The organism is Acinetobacter sp. IRS14, assembly GCF_034650275.1.
Classification (GTDB): domain Bacteria; phylum Pseudomonadota; class Gammaproteobacteria; order Pseudomonadales; family Moraxellaceae; genus Acinetobacter; species Acinetobacter oleivorans.
This window is the reverse complement of the sequence record NZ_JAOVFN010000002.1, coordinates 212,176-235,482: the sequence shown is the minus strand read 5'-3', so window position 1 is coordinate 235,482 and position 23,307 is coordinate 212,176. Positions and strand designations below refer to the sequence as shown.

Annotated in this window: 18 protein-coding genes; 8 read left to right on the top strand and 10 right to left on the bottom strand. The window is 40.0% G+C overall.

Features of this window, described 5'->3' with window-relative positions; genetic code table 11:
* Nucleotides 1-239: 239 nt before the first annotated feature.
* Nucleotides 240-2,081: a long-chain-acyl-CoA synthetase gene (locus tag ODQ17_RS03340; protein ID WP_144733981.1), complete on the bottom strand. Its 1,842-nt coding sequence runs from the start codon at nt 2,079-2,081 to the stop codon at nt 240-242.
* Between the two features lie 191 nt (nt 2,082-2,272).
* Nucleotides 2,273-5,626 carry an Rne/Rng family ribonuclease gene (locus ODQ17_RS03335; RefSeq protein ID WP_322901711.1) on the bottom strand — a complete coding sequence of 1,118 codons (3,354 nt, stop codon included), beginning with the start codon at nt 5,624-5,626 and terminating at the stop codon, nt 2,273-2,275.
* Nucleotides 5,627-6,347: 721 nt separating this feature from the next.
* On the opposite strand from ODQ17_RS03335, the gene ODQ17_RS03330 reads away from it, so the two are divergent.
* From ODQ17_RS03330 to ODQ17_RS03315, 4 genes are all read left to right on the top strand, one after another.
* Nucleotides 6,348-7,280: an RluA family pseudouridine synthase gene (locus ODQ17_RS03330; RefSeq protein ID WP_322901709.1), complete on the top strand. Its 933-nt coding sequence runs from the start codon at nt 6,348-6,350 to the stop codon at nt 7,278-7,280.
* Entirely contained in the window at nt 7,277-7,951 is a 675-nt protein-coding gene (locus ODQ17_RS03325) for an HAD-IA family hydrolase (RefSeq protein WP_322901707.1), read from the top strand. The genes ODQ17_RS03330 and ODQ17_RS03325 overlap by 4 nt, the downstream gene beginning before the upstream one ends.
* Nucleotides 7,952-8,022: 71 nt before the next feature.
* Nucleotides 8,023-8,715 carry a helix-turn-helix transcriptional regulator gene (locus ODQ17_RS03320; RefSeq protein WP_322901705.1) on the top strand — a complete coding sequence of 231 codons (693 nt, stop codon included), beginning with the start codon at nt 8,023-8,025 and terminating at the stop codon, nt 8,713-8,715.
* Nucleotides 8,716-8,764: 49 nt separating this feature from the next.
* Complete coding sequence (locus ODQ17_RS03315) at nt 8,765-9,370, top strand: glutathione S-transferase family protein (protein WP_322901704.1); 606 nt, start codon at nt 8,765-8,767, stop codon at nt 9,368-9,370.
* A 58-nt stretch (nt 9,371-9,428) separates the two neighbouring features.
* Here ODQ17_RS03315 and ODQ17_RS03310 read toward each other — a convergent pair whose 3' ends face one another.
* Both ODQ17_RS03310 and hcaR read right to left on the bottom strand, forming a co-directional pair.
* A complete protein-coding gene (locus ODQ17_RS03310; RefSeq protein WP_111855567.1) occupies nt 9,429-10,106 on the bottom strand; it encodes a DUF1345 domain-containing protein in 678 nt (225 codons plus the stop codon).
* 266 nt (nt 10,107-10,372) lie between these two features.
* Nucleotides 10,373-11,278, bottom strand: a complete 906-nt coding sequence (gene hcaR, locus ODQ17_RS03305) for a DNA-binding transcriptional regulator HcaR (RefSeq protein ID WP_004794873.1) — start codon at nt 11,276-11,278, stop codon at nt 10,373-10,375.
* A gap of 657 nt (nt 11,279-11,935) precedes the next feature.
* Between hcaR and ODQ17_RS03300 the strand changes: the two genes are divergently transcribed.
* The gene (locus ODQ17_RS03300; protein WP_005302032.1) at nt 11,936-12,988 is read left to right on the top strand and encodes an MBL fold metallo-hydrolase; all 1,053 of its coding nucleotides are present in this window, start codon (nt 11,936-11,938) and stop codon (nt 12,986-12,988) included.
* A 71-nt stretch (nt 12,989-13,059) separates the two neighbouring features.
* Here ODQ17_RS03300 and katG read toward each other — a convergent pair whose 3' ends face one another.
* From katG to ODQ17_RS03285, 3 genes are all read right to left on the bottom strand, one after another.
* On the bottom strand, nt 13,060-15,216 hold the full coding sequence (gene katG / locus ODQ17_RS03295) for a catalase/peroxidase HPI (protein ID WP_322901700.1): 2,157 nt from the start codon (nt 15,214-15,216) through the stop codon (nt 13,060-13,062).
* Nucleotides 15,217-15,731: 515 nt separating this feature from the next.
* A complete protein-coding gene (ptsP, locus tag ODQ17_RS03290) occupies nt 15,732-18,026 on the bottom strand; it encodes a phosphoenolpyruvate--protein phosphotransferase (RefSeq protein WP_004794867.1) in 2,295 nt (764 codons plus the stop codon).
* An 85-nt stretch (nt 18,027-18,111) separates the two neighbouring features.
* Complete coding sequence (locus ODQ17_RS03285; protein ID WP_004794866.1) at nt 18,112-18,597, bottom strand: RNA pyrophosphohydrolase; 486 nt, start codon at nt 18,595-18,597, stop codon at nt 18,112-18,114.
* Between the two features lie 182 nt (nt 18,598-18,779).
* On the opposite strand from ODQ17_RS03285, the gene ODQ17_RS03280 reads away from it, so the two are divergent.
* A complete protein-coding gene (locus ODQ17_RS03280; protein ID WP_250374823.1) occupies nt 18,780-19,430 on the top strand; it encodes an HAD family hydrolase in 651 nt (216 codons plus the stop codon).
* Nucleotides 19,431-19,484: 54 nt separating this feature from the next.
* Here the strand turns inward: ODQ17_RS03280 and ODQ17_RS03275 are convergent, their stop codons facing one another.
* Complete coding sequence (locus ODQ17_RS03275; RefSeq protein WP_322901697.1) at nt 19,485-20,081, bottom strand: hypothetical protein; 597 nt, start codon at nt 20,079-20,081, stop codon at nt 19,485-19,487.
* Nucleotides 20,082-20,176: 95 nt separating this feature from the next.
* Between ODQ17_RS03275 and ODQ17_RS03270 the strand changes: the two genes are divergently transcribed.
* Entirely contained in the window at nt 20,177-20,413 is a 237-nt protein-coding gene (locus tag ODQ17_RS03270; RefSeq protein WP_322901695.1) for a hypothetical protein, read from the top strand.
* Between the two features lie 5 nt (nt 20,414-20,418).
* On the opposite strand, the gene ODQ17_RS03265 is transcribed toward ODQ17_RS03270, so the two are convergent.
* Nucleotides 20,419-21,279, bottom strand: a complete 861-nt coding sequence (locus ODQ17_RS03265; RefSeq protein ID WP_174766152.1) for a LysR family transcriptional regulator — start codon at nt 21,277-21,279, stop codon at nt 20,419-20,421.
* 115 nt (nt 21,280-21,394) lie between these two features.
* Entirely contained in the window at nt 21,395-21,649 is a 255-nt protein-coding gene (locus tag ODQ17_RS03260; RefSeq protein WP_171056858.1) for a DUF2061 domain-containing protein, read from the bottom strand.
* Between the two features lie 236 nt (nt 21,650-21,885).
* Between ODQ17_RS03260 and leuC the strand changes: the two genes are divergently transcribed.
* A complete protein-coding gene (gene leuC / locus ODQ17_RS03255) occupies nt 21,886-23,304 on the top strand; it encodes a 3-isopropylmalate dehydratase large subunit (protein WP_004794861.1) in 1,419 nt (472 codons plus the stop codon).
* Nucleotides 23,305-23,307: the final 3 nt, after the last annotated feature.

The window sequence follows — 23,307 nt, the reverse complement described above, 5'->3', positions numbered from 1 at the left end:
AACGCGGGACCAACGGATTAAAAGTCCGCTGCTCTACCAACTGAGCTAACGACCCTGAACAAACATTCAAACATCGTTTGAATGTGAAGTGCAAGATAACTAAAAGTTTTCTAACACCACCTTTGTTTTGATGTCGCGTATTTTAGCAAGTTATTCAACTAACACAAGAGGTAAATCAAAAACATTTGCATGATTGCCTATAAAAAGCACGATTTCCTCTTGTTTAGCTAAAAAATGAACTAAAAACGGTATTTATATGCCTGAATGTTGTCAAAAATTTCAGTTGTGACATCACAATAACTGTTTGTACCAGGTAATAAAGCGAGTAAACGTTCAGAAGTTTTGCTTGGATTAAACGAATCTTCCTTCAATTTATTCTTTTGATATTTAAAAGTACCTGTTGTTTCAACTTTGGCTTGCACTCGTAAGAACACTGGTACTGCATAAGCAGGCAGGCATTTTTTAAATATAGTCACCATTTCGGTTAAATCAGACTCATTTAACTCAGCGCCATCAGCAAGTGTGATTGCTGCCATACCAGCACGACCATTGGTATTTGGGATTTCTACCCCATAAACCACCGCTTCAGCGATCTTGTCATATTCACAAACCATGTTCTCAACTTCAGTAGTAGATACATTTTCGCCTTTCCAGCGGAAGGTATCGCCTAAGCGGTCAACAAACTGAGCATGACGGAAACCAATATTACGAACAAGGTCACCTGTGTTGAAATATGAGTCACCTTTTTTAAAGACATCTTTCATAATCACAGATTTATTCTTTTCTGGGTCTGTATAGCCGTCAAAAGGTGAGCGACTGGTAATTTTACCCACTAGCAAACCAATTTCACCGGCTTTAACTTTTTTACACCAGCCCTTTTTATCGCGTACAGGTTCATTTTTCTCTTTATCAAACTCAATAATGGCATATGGCGTAGGAGAGAAGCCTACTGTGTTGTCAAAGTTAAAAATATTACTAAACCCGACATTGCCTTCACTTGATGCATAAAGCTCAAGAACTTCTTGCACACCAAAACGTTGTTTGAACTTATCCCAGATGTTTGGACGCATGCCATTACCGATCATTTTGGTTACGCGGTGGGCACGGTCAATTTCTGTAGGAGGGGCATCCATTAAGTAACGGCAAAGCTCTCCTACGTAGCCAATTGCAGAGGCATTAAATTTCTGAACATCTTTCCAGAATGCACTGGTTGAATATTTACGTCGAATTGCAAGGGTAGAACTTCCCGCAATCACACCACACCAGCAAACTACGACACCTGTTGCATGGTAAAGCGGTAACGTTACATACATCACATCATCTGGGCCAAGGTTTAAAATGTGGCCATAGGTGCCATATGCGAGCGTCCAGCGACTGTGTTTGAAAATAACAGCCTTTGGTAAGCCTGTTGTGCCCGAAGTATAAATATAAAACAGGCCATCATTTCCATGAACAGATTGCGTAGTCGATGGGTTAAATTTTGGAAATTGATCAATTTCTATTGCAAGATTGGCATAACCTTGAGGTGCTGTACCCGCATCTTGACGTGTAGCCTGATCTGCAAACCAATGAAAACGGTCTTTAGGAACATTTAGGTCCTGACGAATTTCATCAATTACAGCTCGAACTTCTTCACCTGCAATTACGGCAATTGGTTTTACAAGATTGATACTATGAGCGAGGACCTTACCTACTTGAGAGGTATTAACAAGCGCAATTGTTACCCCAATTTTAGCTAAACCTACAATCGTGGCAATAAGTTCAGAACGGTTCTCAACCATTACGGCAATCACGTCACCTTTTTGTGCGCCAAGAGATAGATAATAGTGAGAAATCTGGTTAGCCCATTCGTTTAAAGCTTCATATGAATAACTTTGATCTTCAAATAATAAAGCAATGCCTTGCGGATTTCGCTTAACAGCTTTTTCAAAAGCTACACCTAATCCCGTTGGTGTATTTGCTGTTCTTAAGTAAGCCTGTTTAAGACCATTCAGGATATGGGGTACTTTGGGGATGAAGCTAGGAAGTCTTGTTGCAACATCACCAAGCGTAATGATATCGGTCTGTGTTGTCTGGCTCATATCAATCCTATTTATTTTTCGATCAATCCAAAAAAGGTTGCGTTGGCAAAAGTACAGTGTTTTTCATGGTTCACCATGCTTTTAAAACTTTTCTTCTAGTGCAATCAACCTAATTGGTTAAAAATAACAAAAAAAACCTAGTCATCGAAATGACTAGGTTTGTTTAAATTAGCTGCAATTGAGCAAATGATTTACTCAGCTACAGGATTTGCTTTCTTTGGTGGACGACCGCGAGGGCGACGAGGAGGACGACTTGGTTTGTCCTGATCTGCCTTAGAATCGTCTGATTCAACTTCTGTAGTAGTTTCTGTTGGTGCTACAGCCTGTTCTGCGGCAGCTTTTGCTCTTGCAGATGCTTTAGGCTGTTTAACAACCGGAGCTTCAACTACAGTTGTCGCTGGTGTTTCTTCTACGCTTGTTTCACTTTGAGCTACTTCTTCAACCACTTGATGAAGCTCAAGCGGTTGTTGTTTTGACTCAACAGGTGCTTGTGTTTCAGCAGCAGGAGCAACAACTGTTTCTTCAACAGCTGGAGCTACAGGGGCAGCTTCTTCCGGTGCAGCGTGTTGTTGTTTAACTTGCTCAAAAGCTTGTTCAGCAGCAAGTTTTGCTAAACGACGACGCTCACGTGGATCATTAGCAACACGTGGTGTTTGCTCTTTTTGTGGCGTCAATGCAAGTACAGGCGCAGGCTCTGCTTCTTGTGATGGCTTGTTGCTTGGAAGCTCTGCATCACGAGTAACAGGCTTTTTGTCTTCAGCATCAGACACGACTTCTGTTGCTAGCGTACTAGCGTACTGTTCAGCAAACTTCTGCAATGCACGATTGAATGTTGGAACTAAACCAAACTGTTCAATCAATACTGTGCAATCTTCACCATAAACATGGCGAATCAAGCTACCAATCGTATATTGCGCCAACGTTGGAATTTGCGATGGGGCAATTGATGGTACCGCAGCTTTAGCACGTTTCGCGTTGCGTTGTTCACGACGACGCATACGAGGGTCATTGCTCGCACGTTGGATTTGCGGTTGAGCTTTGCTGTCTGCAGGAGTTGTCGTCGTTTCTTCTGCTTTGGCAGTGACTGCTTCTTCTACAACTACAACAGGTGCTGGAGCTGGCTCTTGAGCGACTTCAACAACAGGTGCTGTTTCAGTGCGTTCAACAGGTTGCTCTGGAGTCAAAGCAATAATTTCGCTTTGTGCCTGATCAACATTAATTACTAAGGCTGTATTCATGACTTCATGCTTTGGAGCATCAATCAAATCAACCTTAATTTGTTTCTCATCAACAACTACTGGTGCCGCCGGTGCATTTTGATTTTCATTCAATACACTTGGATCGCGGTGGCGATTTGGACGGTTCGGACGTTGTTGATTATTACGGTCACGACGCGGCACGGCATTTTCAGTTTGTTGTCCATCATTTTGATGTTGTTGATGTGACTGATCTGGGTGCTGACGTTTTTGTTGACGTTTTAACTCACGTTGTTCTTGACGTGATAACTGTACAACTTCTTCGTGAACCTGTTGTGGTTGTTGCTGTTGTTGTGGCTCTTGAGCATGGTGATGTTGTTCACGTTGCTCTTTGTGCTTACGTTTTTTGTTGTTTGGACGTTGTTGTACTTTATCGTCTTTTTCAACATTTTCACGAGCTTCCTGTTTAGCAGGAGACTGTGAAATGTAAGCATTATTAGATGGAGCCGCAACAGTTTCAGCAACTGGCGGTACTGTAACTTGTCCAAATTGGCCACGGCTTACAGCGCCAGTATTGACCATTTGTTCAATTGTCGCAGCAGCATTTTGTGCTGAACGAGATTGATCAATAGTTTTAGCTTGTTTTTGAACAAAAAGGTTCTCTAACCATGCAAGAGGGCTTGCTGCTTTTTGAGTGCTTGGCTGAGCAGCAGAAGGTTGAGCTGCTTGATTTGCTTTCTTTTGACCAGCTGCGTTATTTGCAGCAGGAGCTGCATGAGCATGGCCATGATCAGCTTCCTCTAAATGCCATTCAGAAGATTCATAACCTAGCTCTTTCTCACTTGAACGAGTTGCTTCTGTACGCTCATAGCTAGATGGTGCAAATCCATCTGGATTGTACTGAATTTCATAGTGAGGTGTTTCTAAGTGCGGGTGAGGTAAAACAGTCACACGAACACCAGAAGTTTGTTCTAAATAAACAAGGCTATGGCGTTTTTCATTGAGTAAGAACGCTGCAATTTCAACAGGAACTTCTACTTGTACTTCACCATGACGTTCACGAAGTGCAATTTCTTCTACTTTACGCATAATTGAAAGCGAAAGTGAACGTAAGTCACGCACCATACCCGTGCCATGACAGCGTGGGCAAACATATCCAGTTGCTTCTTCAAGTGATGGACGTAAGCGTTGACGGCTCATTTCCATTAAGCCAAAACGAGAAAGTTGGCCAAACTGGATACGTGCACGGTCGCTTTGTGTTGCTTCACGAAGTTTTGCTTCAACCATGCGTTGGTTGCGTTCTTTAGTCATATCGATGAAGTCGATAACAACTAAACCGCCAATGTCACGAAGACGAAGTTGGCGAGCAATTTCTTCTGCTGCTTCTAGGTTTGTATTAAGTGCAGTTTCTTCAACGTCATGTCCACGAGTCGATTTCGCAGAGTTAATGTCGATTGAAACTAAAGCTTCAGTCTGGTCAATTACAATTGAACCACCAGAAGGAAGTTTTACTTCACGCTCGTAAGCAGTTTGAATTTGGCTTTCAATACCAAAATGAGCAAACAACGGCTCGTTTAAAGTATAAGTTTTAAGTTTGTCTAATTGACGTGGCATAACTGCTTTAACAAAGTTATACGCTTCGTTATAAGCTTGTTCGCTATCAATTAAAATTTCTGCAACGTCATCACGTAAGTAATCGCGGATAGCACGAGTAACTACGCCAGCTTCTTGGTGAACAAGCATTGGAGACGGACCAGAACTCGCAGTGCCTTGGATTTGTGCCCACAGGTCAAGCAAATGCTGTAAATCTAACTGTAATTCTTCTTGAGTGCGGCCAATACCTGCGGTACGCACAATAACACTCATGCCGCGAGGTAAATTTAAAGAAGCTAAAATTTCTTTTAATTCTTCACGTACAGAACCTGAAATTTGACGGCTAATGCCACCGCCTTTCGGGTTGTTTGGCATAAGAACCAAATAACGTCCTGCAAGTGAGATGAATGTAGAAAGGGCAGCGCCTTTGTTACCACGTTCTTCTTTTTCAACCTGAACAAGTAATTCAGTACCTTCAGTGATGAGTTCACGAATGTTTGAAGTTTGTCGCGGGTCTGCTTGGAAATAACTATTCGCAATTTCGCGCATAGATAAGAAGCCTTGACGGCCTGCGCCATATTCAACAAACACAGCTTCTAAAGAAGGTTCTACGCGGGTTACATGGCCTTTATAGATATTGGATTTTTTCTGTTCTCGGGTACGATTTTCTAAATCAAAATCGTAAAGACGATTACCAGTGATAAGTGCAACGCGGACTTCTTCTGCGTGAGTTGCATTAATCAACATACGTTTCATGGGTGTGACACCTAATAGTGACCCACACAAACATATCGCACAAACTTAAAGGTTCTGAACGAACATCGAACATGACGGATCATTTCCCAGATCTCAAAATATTTGTGGTCTGAGTCATCTGTTACCGGCTACATTTAGCCTTAACTTCGATTCTCGTCTGTGATGTAGGCAATACTGCTTCAACCTTTAAATCGGACTTCCTTAGTGCTTCACTGGCGGGTGAGCGGTACATTGGTTAATGACTTTCACTGTCATTGAGCGCGAAGTGACTTCTTTTTGGAAGTTTGATACGGAATGTTCATCGTATCGGTGCTTTCGGCAGTTCCAATGCATCAACGCTTTAGCCTGAAGGCAACATTAAGGAGCGATTTGTCTGATGTGTATCAGTTTACGTTCCATAACCAACTAGAGTTGGTAACATATTTTTTTGAACAAACTGAATTAAACGCAACAGTTTGTCATTTTGCCGATATAATAAGCCTTCGGCGTCGGCATAATTCTTTAGGACCTATCCGAGCTGATGGTGAAAGCATCATTTTGATTGAGGTTTCAATCAGGGAAATTCCCTATTAGATGTTCACTTACGGCGGTATCCGTGCGCTGACTATATCAAACCTTGCAGCATCTGCCTATGGGCTAAGCTTAGATTTCTTGTGAAAAAACTAAGCTAAACGGTCATTTATTAATCAAATTTAGCAAAATTTCAGGTTTAAATATTAGTATGAATTCTACACAGCAATGGCAAAGTGTCACTTGGTTTGAGGTGGATGAACATCAAGCAGGACAGCGAATTGATAATTTCCTGTTCTCGCGTTTAAAAGGTGTACCTAAAAGTCGTATTTATCGTTTGATTCGTGAAAGTCAGGTTCGAGTAAATAAAAAACGTGTTAAAGCTGAGACTAAACTTGAGATTGGCGATCAGATTCGTGTTGCTCCAATTCGCTACGAACAAAAAGATGAAACAGCCGCTCCTGTCAGTGACAGTGTGGCACAAGGCCTATTAAGCCGTGTGGTCTATGAAGATGAAGGTTTGTTAGTTGTTAATAAGCCTTCAGGTATTGCTGTCCATGGTGGTAGTGGTATGGCATATGGTTTGATTGAAGCACTACGTGCAGCGACAGGCAAAAAATATTTAGAACTTATTCATCGTATTGACCGTGATACTTCTGGTCTGGTCATGATTAGTAAAAAACGTAGCACTTTAAAACAACTACAAGATATGTTGCGTGAGCACAAAATTCGTAAAACCTATGCAGCGATTGTTAAAGGTCAAGTGAGCTTAGATAAACAGCTGATTGATGCACCTTTATTGAGATATGAGCTAGCAAATGGCGAGCGTCGTGTACGTGTGACTAAAGATGGTAAACCAAGTAAAACCGAATGGGTTGTAGTAGAGCGCTTTAAAAATGCGACTCTGGTTCATGCATCACCTTTATCTGGCCGTACTCATCAGATTCGTGTGCACGGTTTAAGCATTGGACACCCGTTAATTGGTGACGATAAATATGGACACACGACTGAGTACACTGGCCCTGAAGCACGTCGTCTATGTTTACATGCGATGCGTTTAGATATTCCAGGTTATCCACCGATTGAAGCACCTTTACCAGAAGACATGACCCAGTTATTAAAGGCTTTGAGAGTGGCAAAATGAGTCTAAAAACCGAATTAGTTATTTTCGACTGGGATGGGACTTTATATAACTCTGTTGGACAGATTGTTGCTAGCTTGCAACATGCCGCAGAACAACATGAATTGCCTTTAACAGATGAAGCAGCAAAAAGCATTATTGGTTTAGGCTTGCCCGAAGTTATGCAAACCCTATTTCCAGAAGCACCTGAGTTACATGACTCAATTTTAAAAGCATATGGCGATCACTATATTGCAAACTCTACAAATGATGCATGGTTCGATGGTGTTGCTGAGCTTTTATATGATTTAAAAGCACAAGGTTTAAAACTTGCAGTCGCAACGGGTAAAAACCGTCGTGGGCTAGATCGTGTAATCGCAAAAACACAGAGTACTCATCTTTTTGATGTGACTCGAGCAGCCAATGAAACCAGATCGAAACCAGATCCACTCATGTTGCAAGAAATCTTAACAGTCACTGGAGTGAGTGTTGAGCGTGCAGTAATGATTGGTGATAGTAGCTATGATCTTGAGATGGCTCAGCGGTTAAACATGCCACGAATTGGTGTGGGCTATGGTGTGCATTCGATCGAAGTTCTACAACAGTTCCAGCCTTTAACGATTGCCAAAGATGTACCTGAGCTGCACAACTTTTTAAGAGAGTATGCAAAGTTATCTACGGTAGATGTTGCATAATTTAGAATAATATAAGAAGGGGGGAATTTATTCCCTCTTATTGTATGTCTAATAACAATAAGAAGAGAAAAATGAGTCGTTCTATTCGTCTATTAAATCTTTTACAACAACTTCGTGAAGCCCGTTATCCAATCACTGCACAAATTCTCGCTGAGCGTATGGGAATTAGTGTTCGAAGTGTCTATCGCGATATCGATAGCTTACGTGAGCAGGGTGTAGCAATTGAGGCATCGGCAGGTATAGGTTTTCAGCTTAAAGAAGATATTGTACTGCCACCAATGACACTCAATGAAAATGAAGTCGAAGCTATTTTTTTGGCATTGTATTGGTTAAAGAGTGTGCCAGATCAATCGTTACAATCGGCATCTACATCTGTATTAGCTAAATTGAATTCTGTTTTGCCTGAGCATCGGCAATATTTATTACAGCAAACGACTTTAAGAGCATTTAATACGTGGCTGCCTGTAGATGAAAATCGAGTCGAACAGGTGCGTTTAGCCATTCGGCAGCAAGTCAAAATTTCGCTGCATTATCATGATGAGCAGCAACGAAGTAGTGTTCGAACTTTGTGGCCTTTTGCCTTGGGATATTTTAATGACAAAATTGTTTTAGCTGCATGGTGTGAGCTAAGACAGGACTTTCGGCATTTTAGAATGGACCGTATTCAACACTTGAGTTTAACCCAAGAGTTATATCCATCATTTAAGCAAAAACTATTTGAGCAGTGGTGGGCACAAGAGTCGAAGACTACTGACAAAAACTGACAAAGAGGTTTTGTAGACTAGGTTCCACGATAAACAAGGAGCCATAAAAATGAGCCTTAAACTTTATACTAACAAAGAATCACGTGGTGTTGTGGTCGACTGGCTTTTAGTCGAATTAGGTGTTGAGTGTGAACGTATTGAAGTCGAATACAAGACTGAAATGAAAACACCGGAATATCTAAAAATTAATCCTTTTGGAAAAGTGCCAGTATTGGTAGATGGTGATGTCGTGATTTATGAGCTAGGTGCAATCTGTGCTTATCTTGCTGATAAATTTTTCGATAAAGGTTTAGCTCCTGCATTAGATGATCCTAAACGTGGTTTGTACTATCGCTGGTTATTTTTGATGGCAGGCCCATGGGAAGCTGCGGGTGTTGATAAAGCTCTCGGAATAGATGTATCTCTTGAGCAAAAAATGTTTGTGGGTTATGGTGATTACAACGATGTCTACCAAGCTTTAGTACAAGGGCTTAGTGAAGCAAATCCGTATGTGTGTGGCGAACAATTTACCGCCGCAGATGTAAGCGTTGGAGCAATGCTGTTATGGCAATTGAAAATGGGAGCGATTGAATCTCATCCTGCTATTACGCGTTATGTTGAAACCATCAAACAACGTGAAGGCTTAAAACAAAGCACGATGGGCTCATTGTTGTAAACCTCTGCTGTTCAGAGTCACCCATTTGGGTGACTTTTTTATTTCCTAAATACAAGTTTTAGTTGGTAAGAAAGCCAGCAGCAACGTTAATACAGATCGCTAAAATGGTGGTATTAAATCCAAAAGACAACACCGCATGAAATAAGTTTAAAAGACGCATGTGTTTGGTTGTAATCGAAACATCGGCAGTTTGGGCAGAAGTCCCAATAATATAACTAAAATATAGAAAATCAGGATAAGTGGGCTGTTTTGTTCCCGGAAAATCTAGACCACCATTTTCTTCATTTCTAGATAAAGCCATATAAAAATCATGGGCATAATGTAGGGCAAAAACGGTATGCATAAAAAGCCATGCAGAAACAATGGTGAGTAAAGCTAAAGCCACATGGCCTAACTTTGCAGCATGATCAGAAGGAAGCTGTGAGAGCTGTATTAAAATAGCAACTAGGCACATGGTTAAAGCCAATAGAACAATCAGCATAATGACCCATTTGCTTTCATCTTGTTTTTTTGCTTGCTGCTGCATTTGAGAATGATCAGCACTTTTCATGAGCTGCCAAACATGTAGTAAATATATACTAATCGAAGTATTCCAGCTGACTAATAAAATAGTTGACCATTTCCATGAGGTGAACCATGTCAGAATACTTGCTGTGATAAATCCTATAACTAAAGCAATAAAGAAATGAGGGCGGTTTAGTACACTACGTCCAAGATGTTGAAATACTGCAACCATTTTCCTAATCTCCTTTTACCAAATGGTAAATATATTATTTTTTATTAAATGGTGAAAATAATATCTAGTTTTATATGGGTTTTATTCCAAGTTTTTAAATTGTATTTAAGAGATATTTACTTTTACCGAGTAGGTAAAATAGAACAAAAGCGCGGGCTAAACTGTTTATAAAAAGTATAAAATAAATAAAAAATATTATTTACTTATACCTTTTATAAAGGTGTCCTTATTAATCATAGGCTTAAAATAAAATATAGCTTTTCTGATTAGGTGTGAGTTAAGTTCTTATCCAGATGAAATACTTTAGTGAGTTGATCAATAAATTTTTGAACCCCTAAAGACTGTGAATTTCTACGATAATTTACGAATAAATCCAATGTCGGTAACTCGACATCAAGAGGGCGGACTACTGTATTTTTGATGCCTAAAGGCGCAACGTAAGCAGGTAAAATTGTACAACCTAATCCAGAGCCAAGAGAGTTAATATTAAACAACATACTATCTGCTTTTTGAACAATATTGAGGTCAATATTGTGAGTTTTGGCAAAGTCTAAAATCGTGTTATGTAATGTTTGTGACTGCTCGGCAGCAGGAATAATAAAGTCAACGCCCTGTAAAGCATGGACGGGAATTCGTTCATATTGAGTAAGTGGATGATTTTTAGGAAGTAAAAAAATCAAGGGTTCAGTCAAAACAAATTGGCTTTGGATCTCATCACTATCTGTATTTTCTCGAGTAAAGGTAATGTCTAACTCACCTTTTTTTAAGGATTTAAGTTGTTCAGTATTATTTAGATTAGATAGTTCAATGATGAGATCGGGGTGTTGTAATCGCAGATTAGGAAGAACGTAAGGAAAAATTTTCATTTCTGCAATGGGAACAAAACCGATACGGAGCAGTTGCTGTTTAGCCTTAGAAACCTGTCGTGCCAGAGCAACTGCTTTTTCAGCTTGAGCAAGGGTCAGGCGAGCATGTTCTAAAAAGACTTCACCTTCTTCGGTTAATTCAACTTTACGTTTAGTGCGATTTAAAAGTCGTACACCAACATCTTCTTCTAAATCTTTAATCTGTTGGCTAAGGGAGGGTTGTGCGGTAAAAAGTTTAAGGGCGGCTTTACTAAAATTTAATTCTTCAGCAACGGTAATGAAATATCGGAGATGGCGTAGTTCCATAAGACTAATCCAAAAAATGTCTTACTATGATTTATGTGAAGTATAAAGCATAAAGGGATATAGCGTGAAGGTGATTTAGGTATTTATAAAATAAATGGAATTTCCATTTTCATTAAACATTTAATATATAAATCTAAGTTCAAGTAATTCATAAAATATATTAATTAGGGTCGTTTAAATACATTATTTTTACTTAATCAAAGAAATATTTAAATGTTTTAAATATTAGTATAGGTGATTCTCATATTATGCAAAAATGAAGAAATATAAAATAATATTATAAAATATAAATTCTTTAAGAATGAGTTGGATTTAAGTGTTACTAAATATTTTGTTCTATAAGCTCACAAAACATTTGAAGTTAGAAAAGGAGGGCTTACCAAAGCAAAACCAAGTAACTCATCCCCAATTTCACGTGACTAATTATTGTTATGTTATACAAGCAGTCTTAATAAGAATGGTAATTATCGACGCATAAACCCAACACATCTATGTATTTTTTATGGCAATCTAATTCAACTTATGTTGGCTGTGACCACAATAAAAGGGATATTTATATGATAAATAAGTGTAAGTGCCATAGCTTAATTTGTTTTAATTGTTAAGATAGAAACCTGAACACATCCATTCTGCCGATGCTAAAACATAGAAAAGCCCATGAAAGACAAGCCGACATTAACATATCAATTGCCGACTCAGTCCTGTTGGACGCATACATGGATAAAACCTCCTTTTTATCATCCCGAGTCAGGGCGTGAATCTGATACACGTTTTTATAACCAACAGCCTAAATCACCGGCTAGAGGCTCAAAAGAGCTATTACGTTGGTTAGTTACACGTGAGTCTTTTACATGGAAAGTTGATATTCAAAATGAATACGATACTCGTGTAAATACGGCTGTGGCCTTGCCTCAAAATCGTCCTCAGGCGGACTTAGATGATTGGCAAGTTTGGTTTGTTGGGCATGCAACGGTATTGATTCAGATCGGGCCTTATAACTTTATTACCGATCCAGTATGGTGTGATTATGCAAGCCCTTCACAGGGTCGTGGACCTCGCCGTGTGTGTCCAGCAGGTTTTGCATTAGAACAATTACCGACGATTCATGGTGTTCTACTCAGTCATAATCATTATGATCATATGGATTTGGCTACGCTTGAATGGCTACATAAAAAATTCGCAATGCCGATTTACACTGGACTCGGGAATGGCTTTTACCTACCCAAAGAGTTTCATGTGATTGAGATGGATTGGTGGCAAGAAATTCCCTATCACGAACTAAGAATAATCTATACACCTGCACAGCATGGCTCTGGACGTGGCTTACGTGACCAGAATAAAGCACTCTGGGGCGGCTTTTCGGTTGTAGCGAAAACAGGGCATTGTTTCTTTGCTGGTGATACGGGTTATGCGGGGCATTTTAAGCAAATTCATGCTCGTTATGGCGCACCACGTGTTGCTTTGCTTCCGATCGGAGCTTATGAACCTCGCAAGTTAATGAGTTATGTTCATATGAACCCTCAAGATGCTGTACATGCACATTTAGATTTGCAAGCTCATCGTTCTGTTGCGATTCATTATCGAACTTTTCAGTTGACCGACGAAGACCGAGAAGATCCTGAACATGCGCTAGCTCAAGCGATTAAAGCTTCATCGAAACTTGCGAATCCTTTTTATTGCATTCGAGAAGGGCATAAATTGACTGTATAAAAGTACATCATTTTATATTTAATTTAAAAAGCCAGTTCAATTTGAACTGGCTTTTATCATTCTGACTTAAATTAAGCTAAGTCAAAACGATCTAGATTCGTGACTTTAGTCCATGCCGCTACAAAGTCTTGAACAAATTTTTCTTTACCATCTGCTTGAGCATAAACTTCTACCAGTGCACGTAAGATTGAGTTTGAACCGAATACTAAATCATTGCGTGTTGCAGTAAATTTTACAGTGCCTGTTTTACGGTCTTTGCCTTCAAATACTTCGCCTGATGAATCAACAGGTGCCCATACAGTAGACATGTCGAGTAAGTTCGTGAAGAAGTCTGTGCTGAGTACACCAACCTGCTGAGTGAATACGCCGTGTTGCGAACCATCCCAGTTAGTGCCTAGAACACGTAGACCACCAATCAATGCGGTTAACTCAGGTGCAGTCAAAGTCAGTTGCTGTGCTTTATCAATTAATAATGCTTCAGTTGCTGCATTGACGCCCTCTTTTTTCCAGTTTCTAAAACCATCGGCAAGGCCGCGGAGCAATTGGAAAGATTCGACATCAGTTTGACTTTGTAATGCATCAACACGACCAGAGGCAAATGGAACGCTAATGTTGAAACCTGCTGCTTGAGCGGCTTGCTCTACACCAACGTTACCTGCTAGCACAATGAGATCAGCTAATGACAGTTGAGTTGAGGCTTTGATTTCTTCAATTTTAGTTAAAGTTTCAACAGCTTTTTGGTTTACTTCCCAATCACGTTGCGGTGATAAGGCAATACGTGCGCCGTTTGCTCCACCACGCTTGTCTCCACCACGGAAAGTTGACGCTGAAGCCCAACCAAGAGAAACCAACTCACCAGCAGATAGTCCTAGTGCAACAATTTTTGCTTTTGCATCAGCAATGCTGGCAGCCGATGGCGCAGCACTAGCAGCAGGTAATGGATCTTGCCAAATTAAATCTTCAGTTGGAACCTCAGGACCTAGATAACGTGCTTTTGGTCCCATATCGCGGTGAGTTAATTTGAACCATGCACGGGCAAAAGCATTAGCGAAAGCTTGTGGGTCGTTATGGAAGCGACGAGAGATTTTTTCAAACTCAGGATCAAAACGTAAGGTCAAATCTGTAGTCAGCATTGTTGGCTTACGTTTAATTGATGGATCGAATGGATCAGGAATGATCGCTTCGGCATCTGCTGCGACCCATTGAATTGCGCCAGCAGGTGAGCGTTCTTGTACCCACTCGTATTTGAATAGGTTTTCAAAGAAGTAATTACTCCATTGTGTTGGCGTTTGTGACCAAATGACTTCTAAGCCAGAAGTGATTGCGTCTTTACCAACACCTGTGCCAAAGCTATTTGACCAGCCAAAGCCCATTTGTTCAATTGGTGCACCTTCAGGATCAGCCTGAACATGGTCGGCAGAGGCAGCCCCGTGGGTTTTACCTAAAGTATGACCACCTGCAATCAATGCAACAATTTCTTCGTCATCCATTGCCATGTTGCCGAAAGTCGCACGAATGAACGGCGCAGCTGATTTTGGATCACCACTGGCTTGTGGACCTTCAGGGTTTACATAAATTAGCCCCATTTCGGTTGCAGCAAGATTACTACCTTCCAATGCTTCAGAGTTTCGATGAGCTAACCATTCTTTTTCATCGCCCCAGTTTACATCGTTATCTGGTTCCCAAACGTCTTCACGACCCGCACCAAAACCAAATGTACGGAAGCCAGAAGACTCAAGCGCAATGTTACCGGCAAGAATAAATAAATCTGCCCACGATATTTTTTGACCGTATTTTTGTTTAACTGGCCATAGCAAGCGGCGTGCTTTATCTAAGCTCGCATTGTCAGGCCAACTATTTAATGGCGCAAAACGTTGCTGTCCGCGACCAGCACCACCACGGCCATCACCCATACGATATGTACCAGCAGCATGCCATGCTAAACGAATAAATAAGCCTGTATAATTTCCCCAATCGGCTGGCCACCAATCTTGAGAATCGGTTAATACATTTTTGATATCAGCTTTGAGGGTGTAGTAGTCGAGTTTTTTAAACTCTTGACGATAATTAAAATCTTTACCGAGTGGATTAGAACGTTCTGAATGTTGGTTGAGTAGGTCGACGCGTAGTTGTTTTGGCCACCAGTGTAAACTAGGCGTGCCACCACCGATCGTTACTTGGGGTTTTGAGTTATGTCCTGAAAAAGGGCATTTTGATTCGTCTGACATGATTATATTCTCTCTGGGTAATAATTATTGAGCTCTTAGTAAAAATGTTAGGGCTCATTTTCCTGGACTTCTGGTTTAAAACTCATGTTTATCAAATAAAGAAATGAGTGAACACATGGTGAGAGAAACCGTTTCAAAATTCTTTTCACTAAGATGTTGGCTCATTATTTTTTATTTAATAATGCATCAGATTCCTTTAATTGTTATCCCTCCAATTTACTGCATGGAGGTTAAAAAATAAAAGGAAAAATAAGATGAAACCTGTAAATAACGATGCATAGAATTACCTCTTCAATTGCTGAACAACTTAAGATCTTTTAATAACGCTCTTTAAATATAGTAGAAGTAGAGGTCTTATTTTTCAAATGGATTAAATTGTCAATATTGATTTAAAAAACCGATTAAAGTTTGGTTTAAAAAGCTGGGTATTAGCGAGAGTGAAAAGAAATTTTTATATTTATTTTTTAACTTATTTGAAAGAAAAAAGGAGAGCGTTGCTCTCCTTTGTTTAAATATTAAACATTTACGATTCGATTTGATTTGACCATATCGGCTAGGCCGTGAGTTTTAAAATAGTACTCAAGCCAGCTTTTCACAATGAGTGGATTATTCATTTTCATAACATCATCAAGTAATTTTTGTGCATCTGTCATAGGTACATGACAAATTGCTTTTCGTACTCGCAAAATATTACTCGAACTCATCGAAAGGGTATTAAAGCCCATCGCCATAAGTAAAATTGCCGATAATGGATCACCTGCCATTTCACCACAAATACTGATTGGTTTTTTGTGGTCATGGCATTCTTTAACCAAGCGAGATAAAGCACGTAGAATAGATGGGTGGAAATGCGAGTAAACGTTTGCTACATGTGGATTATTACGATCAACCGCGAGTAAGTATTGGGTTAAGTCGTTTGAACCGACTGAGAAGAAATCGACGAGTTCAGCAAACTCATCAATTTGTAGTAATACGCTTGGCACCTCAACCATAATTCCAATTTTAGGCTTGGTAATTTTAACTTGCTCTTCTTCTTGCACCGCAATCCAGTCACGCTCAAGTAAATAAAGTACTTCCTCGACTTCACTTACTGTAGTCACCATTGGCAATAAAATATGCAAATTATTTAAGCCAATACTGGCTTTGAGCATGGCGCGAATTTGAGACGAGAAAATCTCAGGATGATCAAGCGTGAAACGAATACCACGCCAGCCTAATGCCGAGTTTTCTTCTTCGATACTGAAGTAAGGCAAGTCTTTATCGGCACCAATATCGAGAGTTCGCATCACCACAGGTTTGTTGGCGAAGTGACTTAATTGTTGACGGTAGATTGCGCGTTGTTCCTCTTCACCCGGGAAACGTTCCCGCAACATGAATGGAATTTCGCTTCGGTATAGACCCACACCTTGTGCGCCGCGTTGTACTCCGCGGACGACATCAATCATGAGACCCGTATTCACATAAAGCTGAACAGATACACCATCTGGCGTAATCGCTTCTTTGGTCTCGTATTGTTTGAGATCTTTTGCGATCTGTTCATCTTCTTTTTGAATTTCTTTATAACGTTGACGTAAACGACGTGGAGGATTAACAAAAACACGGCCCTGATAGGCATCCACGATCATTTCCGCATCATCAAGTGTGTTAACAGGCAGTTCGGTTACACCAACTACGGTTGGAATACCTAATGCACGAGCCACAATCACCATGTGTGAGTTGGCTGCACCTTCTGAGGTTACAATTGCTGCAATATTGTCTACTGGTAGCTCTACGAGTGCCGCAGTACTAATTTCTTCACCAATTAAAATACTGTCTGGACTGAGTTCACGGTGACTAGAATCTTCTTCTTGCAACGAGGCTAAAATACGTCGGCCTAAATCTTTAAGATCAGAAACTCGCTCACGTAGATAGTCGTCTTCCATTTGTGCAAATAGAGCAGTGTGCTTTTCAATTACACGACGTACTGCACCTTGTGCCCAATGCCCGTCACGAATGAGTTCTTTAATTTCGGCTGGTAATGCATTTTCATCTAGCATTCTTAAGAAAACACTAAATAAAGCGCGTTCTTCTGCCATTAATGAATCATGCATTTTTTCATCTAAAGAACGAATCTCTGAACGAACTGATGAAATGGCTTGATCTAGAAGTCGAAGTTCATGACTAATATCTTCTGCTTCACGGTCAGGTACTGAGGCTAAATCGGCAGGTGGATATAAAATAATAGCGCGACCTAAAGCAACACCGCCTGCACCTGAAGCACCTTGAAAGGTTTTATAGGCAGGGCCATTACTTGGTTTACGAAATACGTCAATATTTCCAACTGCGTGAGCGTGTGCAATAACCCCAGAAAGCTGAGCACACAGAGTGACTAAAAATGACTCGGCTGCTTCGCTAAAATCTTGAGGAAGTTTGTTTTGTACAACCAAAACGCCCATAACCTTACGGCGATACATGACAGGTACGCCAAGGAATGAGTTATAAATTTCTTCGCCCGTTTCAGGTAAATACAAGAAACGCTCATGTTTTGGTGCGTTGTCAAGGTTAACAATTTCTTCACGTTGCCCAACTAGACCGACCAAGCCTTCACCGAGTTGCAGTGAAACATGGCCCACAGATTCTGGGTTTAAGCCTTTAGAGGCCATTAAAACATAGCGCTGGTTGCGTTCATCGAGTAAATAAATAGAGCAAACATCCACTTTCATGGCTTCAGCAACTTGATTGACCATGATGTCTAACGATTCATGCAAACTGACGGACGCATTAACCTCTTGGACAATGCGCCGTAAAGTGTCGAGTTGCATGTTTGACATGGATGTATACTCCAGTATTTTTTTAGACTATGAATGTATTTATAACAGCACTTTTAATAAAAATCATTTGCTAGATAAATGATTTTTAGGGTAATTGTTGCATCGGCAACTGTGTACATAACTCCACCATGGCTTTACGATAAACATCACGCTTGAAGTTCACCACTTGTCCAAGGGGATACCAATAGCTAACCCACTGCCATTCATCGAATTCGGGTGGGTCGGAGAGGTTTAACTGAATATTTTTTGCATGCGCAGTTAATTTCAGTAAAAACCATTTTTGTTTCTGTCCGATACATACGGGGTCAGAGTCTGACCGAATGTACCGATGTGGCAAACGATAACGCAGCCATCCTTTGGTTTGCGCAATAATCTGGACATGTTCGGGCAATAAGCCGATTTCTTCTCTCAGTTCTCGAAAAAGTGCCTGTTCAGGAGTTTCTCCAAACTGAATGCCTCCTTGTGGAAATTGCCAAGCATTGTGACCAATGCGCTTTGCCCATAAAACCTGTCCATCATCGTTTGCCAAAATGATCCCGACATTCGGTCGGAAACCTTCTGAGTCGATCATTTGGCTACCTAAATATTGTCTATATCGTTGACTTTAATCGCGGGGACAAACACTTTTTTATGTCCAGCTCGAAAAGATCAAAGTAAAATGTTTAAATTGCTACGATCTTAACGAATTTCTATCGACTAGCGGAGATAGATTTACATTTTTTTTCTTAAATTTCAGTTTAAACGAGAATTTTCATGAAACTGGCGTTGTTTGATTTAGACCATACCTTGTTAAATACCGATTCAGACCACTCGTGGGGTGAATTTTTAGTCAATGAAGGTTTGGTTGATCCGGTTCATCATCGTCAGATGAATGATAAATTTTATGAAGATTACAAAGCAGGACAACTTGACCCATATGCTTATAACGAATTTGTCTTTGGATTTTTAACAAAGCACGACAATAATTATTTAACTGAACTTCACCAGTTGTTCATGCAAAAAGTGATTCGCCCACAAATGCGTCCAAAAGGTTTTGATGCAATCAAAAAACATCAGGACTTAGGACATACGATTGTGGGTATTACGGCAACAAGTGATTTTATTACTGCGCCAATTTTCCGTGAATTTGGAATTACAGAAATTTTGGCAACCAATGCTGAAGTGGCTGACGGAAAATATACAGGTAAAGTTGCTGGTTTAGCGTGTTATCAAAAAGGCAAACTTGCCCGTCTAGATGGTTGGTTGGAAGGTCGTAGTGTGTCTGAGTCTTGGGCCTATTCCGATTCAATTAATGACCGTTTTTTACTTGAATATGCAACGCATGCAATTGCAGTGAATCCTGATGATCGCCTTGAAAAATTGGCTCAAGAAAATAATTGGGATATTCAGGACTGGTCAATTTAATTGAAAGGCGTGAGCTTCTTGGAAAAAATAAGTTTTTAGAAGCTCTTTAATAAATTACTTAAATTTCTCTGTAGTGTGCCAAATATTTGGGTCAGGGTTTTGTTGATGCCAAAGCTTAAATTGAGTCCGCCATTGTTGAAAGGGTGCCGTTAACGTAGGGCGTGGGTCATCACTTAAACTATAAGCCATGCCTTCTACTAGCCATTTGGGTTTAGTCAGCATTGCTATATTTCCCCATTCTTCGGCTTGACGGTGATGAATAAGTTCATGGGTGATGTAGAAATCTTTCCAGCCACGCGGTGCAACCAATAATCCCAAATTACCCACTGCTTTAGCGGCTGCTTTTTCCATACCAAAGGTATTTGCACATTGTGAAGTTGAGCAAAAAACCATAGTGGGCTGTTGATGAAATGTACCTATTTTGTCTTGGGTTTCTTTTAATGCCTGATTATAAAGTATCTTTGCAAGAGGCTCTGTCTTTGGATCATCTACACATATCTGACCATCACACTGTAACAATGACAGGTAATGGGCGAAAACAACACGTATCGGTTTAAACCAAATAAATGTAACTAGAACTAAGATAGCTAAAGTTATAAAGCCGTATAAACCGATTTTAATTATCTTTGAATATTGATTCTTCACGATCATGAATCTTAAGTGAAAAGTATAATGATAGTAGAGAAAAGGATATATATTTACAGTATCATTTCTAATCAATATATAACTTTATTAATTAAAATAGCATGGCTAAAAACAAGCGCACTAAAAATGAAAGTAGTAGTGGTTTCTTTCAAGAGTTTATAGATCAGCTCATTACCGCTATTTTTGGTGAATTACTTGTTTATATCATTGCTTTACTGTTTATGAGTGCAATTGGTGGAATTATTGTTGCCGCAATTTTCTTTGGTTGGGGCGTTCTGTTTTTACTACTACCTTTTGCTGTTTTAATTTATATCCTTTTTAAAAAATATAGTCGTTAATTCAATTATTCCTGCATCATTTTAATCAACTCCTGCATAGCTCTAGATTGAGTACGTGCAGGATGCCACACCATGCCTAATTGGCGATTCATTTTTACATCTAAATCAAGTTGCTGCATATCTTGATTCAGTAGAGTTTTTGGTAGTACTGACCAACCTAAACCAATCGACACCAACATGCGAATAGACTCAAGAGGGTTATTACTCATAGTGATTTTTGGTTTAAGCCCTTGTTTTTCAAACTCGGCTAATGTGATTTGAGCTGTGTAAGTTTGTGCAGCGGGCAATAGGCTTGGATATTCAATTAAATCTTGTAAGGTCAGATGCTCTTTTTGTGCAAGTGGGTGAAATGGCGCAGCAACAAAAACTAAAGGATCATTCCAGATAGTAATGTAGTTAAGACGCTCATCACCTGAAGGAGGAAGTGTTAAAAATGCTAACTCTAAATCACCAGCAAGTACTTGTTCATGGGCTTGCTCTGAATCAACAAAATGCACGTCTAAAGTAACCTGTGGAAATTGTTGAACAAAGTGTTTAAGTGGAGACGGTAAATGATGTAAGCCAATATGGTGACTCGTACCGACTTTTAAGCGGCCTTGCACCTGAGTTTGTTCATGGCTAAGCGTATGGTGGATATCTCCAAGCTCATTTAGCCAGTTTTTAACTTTTGGTAATAATGAATGTGCAGCATGAGTTGCCTGCACACCTCGGCCTGCGGACTCAAAAAGTTTTACACCAAAATATTCTTCTAAGCTGTGAATACGTTTGGTAACAGCAGGTTGAGTAATAAATAATTGATCTGCTGCCACAGAGATAGACCCTGTTTCCATAACTTTTACAAAAGCTTCAAAGGCTGCAAGATTCATAATACAACTCAACTTGGAATAGAAAAATCGAGGGGCTAAAGTTGCCGAGCCAAAATCGTATCATGCTTGCAGCAAAACGAGTGAGAAAGTTGTGAATTACCGCACTAATCTTAGCCTAAGCAGTTGTTTCTTTTTCGGCTAAGGCTGATACACGGCGATCTTTAGCAGCCCAAACTTTTTCATGGAAGAAAAAAGCAAAGGCTTGTACGGTTGGTTCGAGCATGCTTAGGGTCAAAGCCATCCAGATATTACCTGTTACAAAGTATGCAACTATCATTGCTACACTAATATGCATAATGTAATAGCTGAAGGTTTTCTTTAAGGTACGTTGATTATTTATAACGAATTTTTGGATATTAGCCATGATCATTCTCTTTAGCCACTTTGATATTTTTAGTATAGAGATGAGAGTATAAGATTAAAAATTGATTATGCAAATGATAATCATTAACAAAAACGATTTATTAAATTTGCGATACCTCAAAGGAATTATAATTTATTCCAAAAAGTTTTCTAATTTATAAAAATGATAAATTAGATTTATGTGAAACTCTGGCTATAATCGAAGAAAGATTAGAATTACCCAGTCCAATGGAGCAAGACGACATGGCAGGCAAAACTTTATATGACAAATTGTGGGATGACCACGTTGTTTCACAGCGTGATGATGGCTCATGTTTACTTTATATTGACCGTCATTTATTGCATGAAGTGACTAGTCCACAAGCATTTGAAGGTTTGCAACTTGCAGGTCGTCAACCATGGCGTTTAAGTGCAAACGTTGCTACACCAGACCATAACGTTCCAACGTCTAAAAAAGAACGTGACCAAGGTATCGCAGGTATTGAAGATGATACATCTCGTATTCAAGTTCAAACCTTAGATGACAACTGTAAAGCTTTTAATATTGTTGAATTCAGCATTAATGATATCCGTCAGGGTATTGTGCATGTTGTTGGACCTGAACAGGGCTTAACTTTACCGGGCATGACAGTCGTATGTGGTGATTCACATACAGCTACTCACGGTGCTTTCGGTTGTTTGGCGCATGGTATTGGGACATCTGAAGTTGAACATGTGTTAGCAACACAATGTTTGATCCAGAAAAAATCTAAAAACATGTTAGTACGTGTAGATGGCGTATTAGGCAAAGGCGTAACACCAAAAGATGTTGTGTTGGCAATCATTGCTAAAATTGGTACTGCTGGTGGTACAGGCTATGCAATTGAATTCGGTGGTCAAGTTTTCCGTGATATGTCGATCGAAGGGCGTATGACGGTATGTAACATGGCGATTGAAGCTGGTGCTCGTGTCGGTATGGTTGCAGTTGATGACAAAACTGTTGAATACGTGAAAGGCCGTAGTTACGCACCAAAAGGCGAGCAATGGGAACAAGCAGTTGCTTACTGGGACACTTTGCATTCAGATGAAGATGCAGTGTTTGATGCAGTCGTTGAATTAAATGGTGCAGAGATCGAGCCACAAGTGTCTTGGGGAACTTCACCTGAGATGGTTATTCCGGTCACAGAAGCTGTCCCAACTTTAGAACAAGCGAAAGATGACGTTCAACGTAATGACTGGACGCGTGCTTATCAATATATGGGTTTAAATGCAGGTCAAGCATTAGCTGATATTCAACTTGATCGTGTCTTTATCGGTTCTTGCACTAACTCTCGTATTGAAGATATTCGTGCTGCGGCTGAAGTGGTTAAAGGTCGTAAAGTAGCCTCTAGCATTAAGCAAGCCATGATTGTTCCGGGTTCAGGTTTAGTTAAACAACAGGCAGAAAAAGAAGGCTTGGATAAAATCTTCTTAGAAGCTGGTTTTGAATGGCGTGAGCCGGGTTGTTCAATGTGTTTAGCAATGAATGCAGATAAGTTACAACCAGGTGAACACTGTGCATCAACATCAAACCGTAACTTCGAAGGTCGTCAAGGCAATGGTGGTCGCACTCATTTGGTGAGCCCAGCAATGGCGGCAGCAGCTGCAATCGCAGGTCACTTTGTTGATGTTCGTTCATTTTAATTC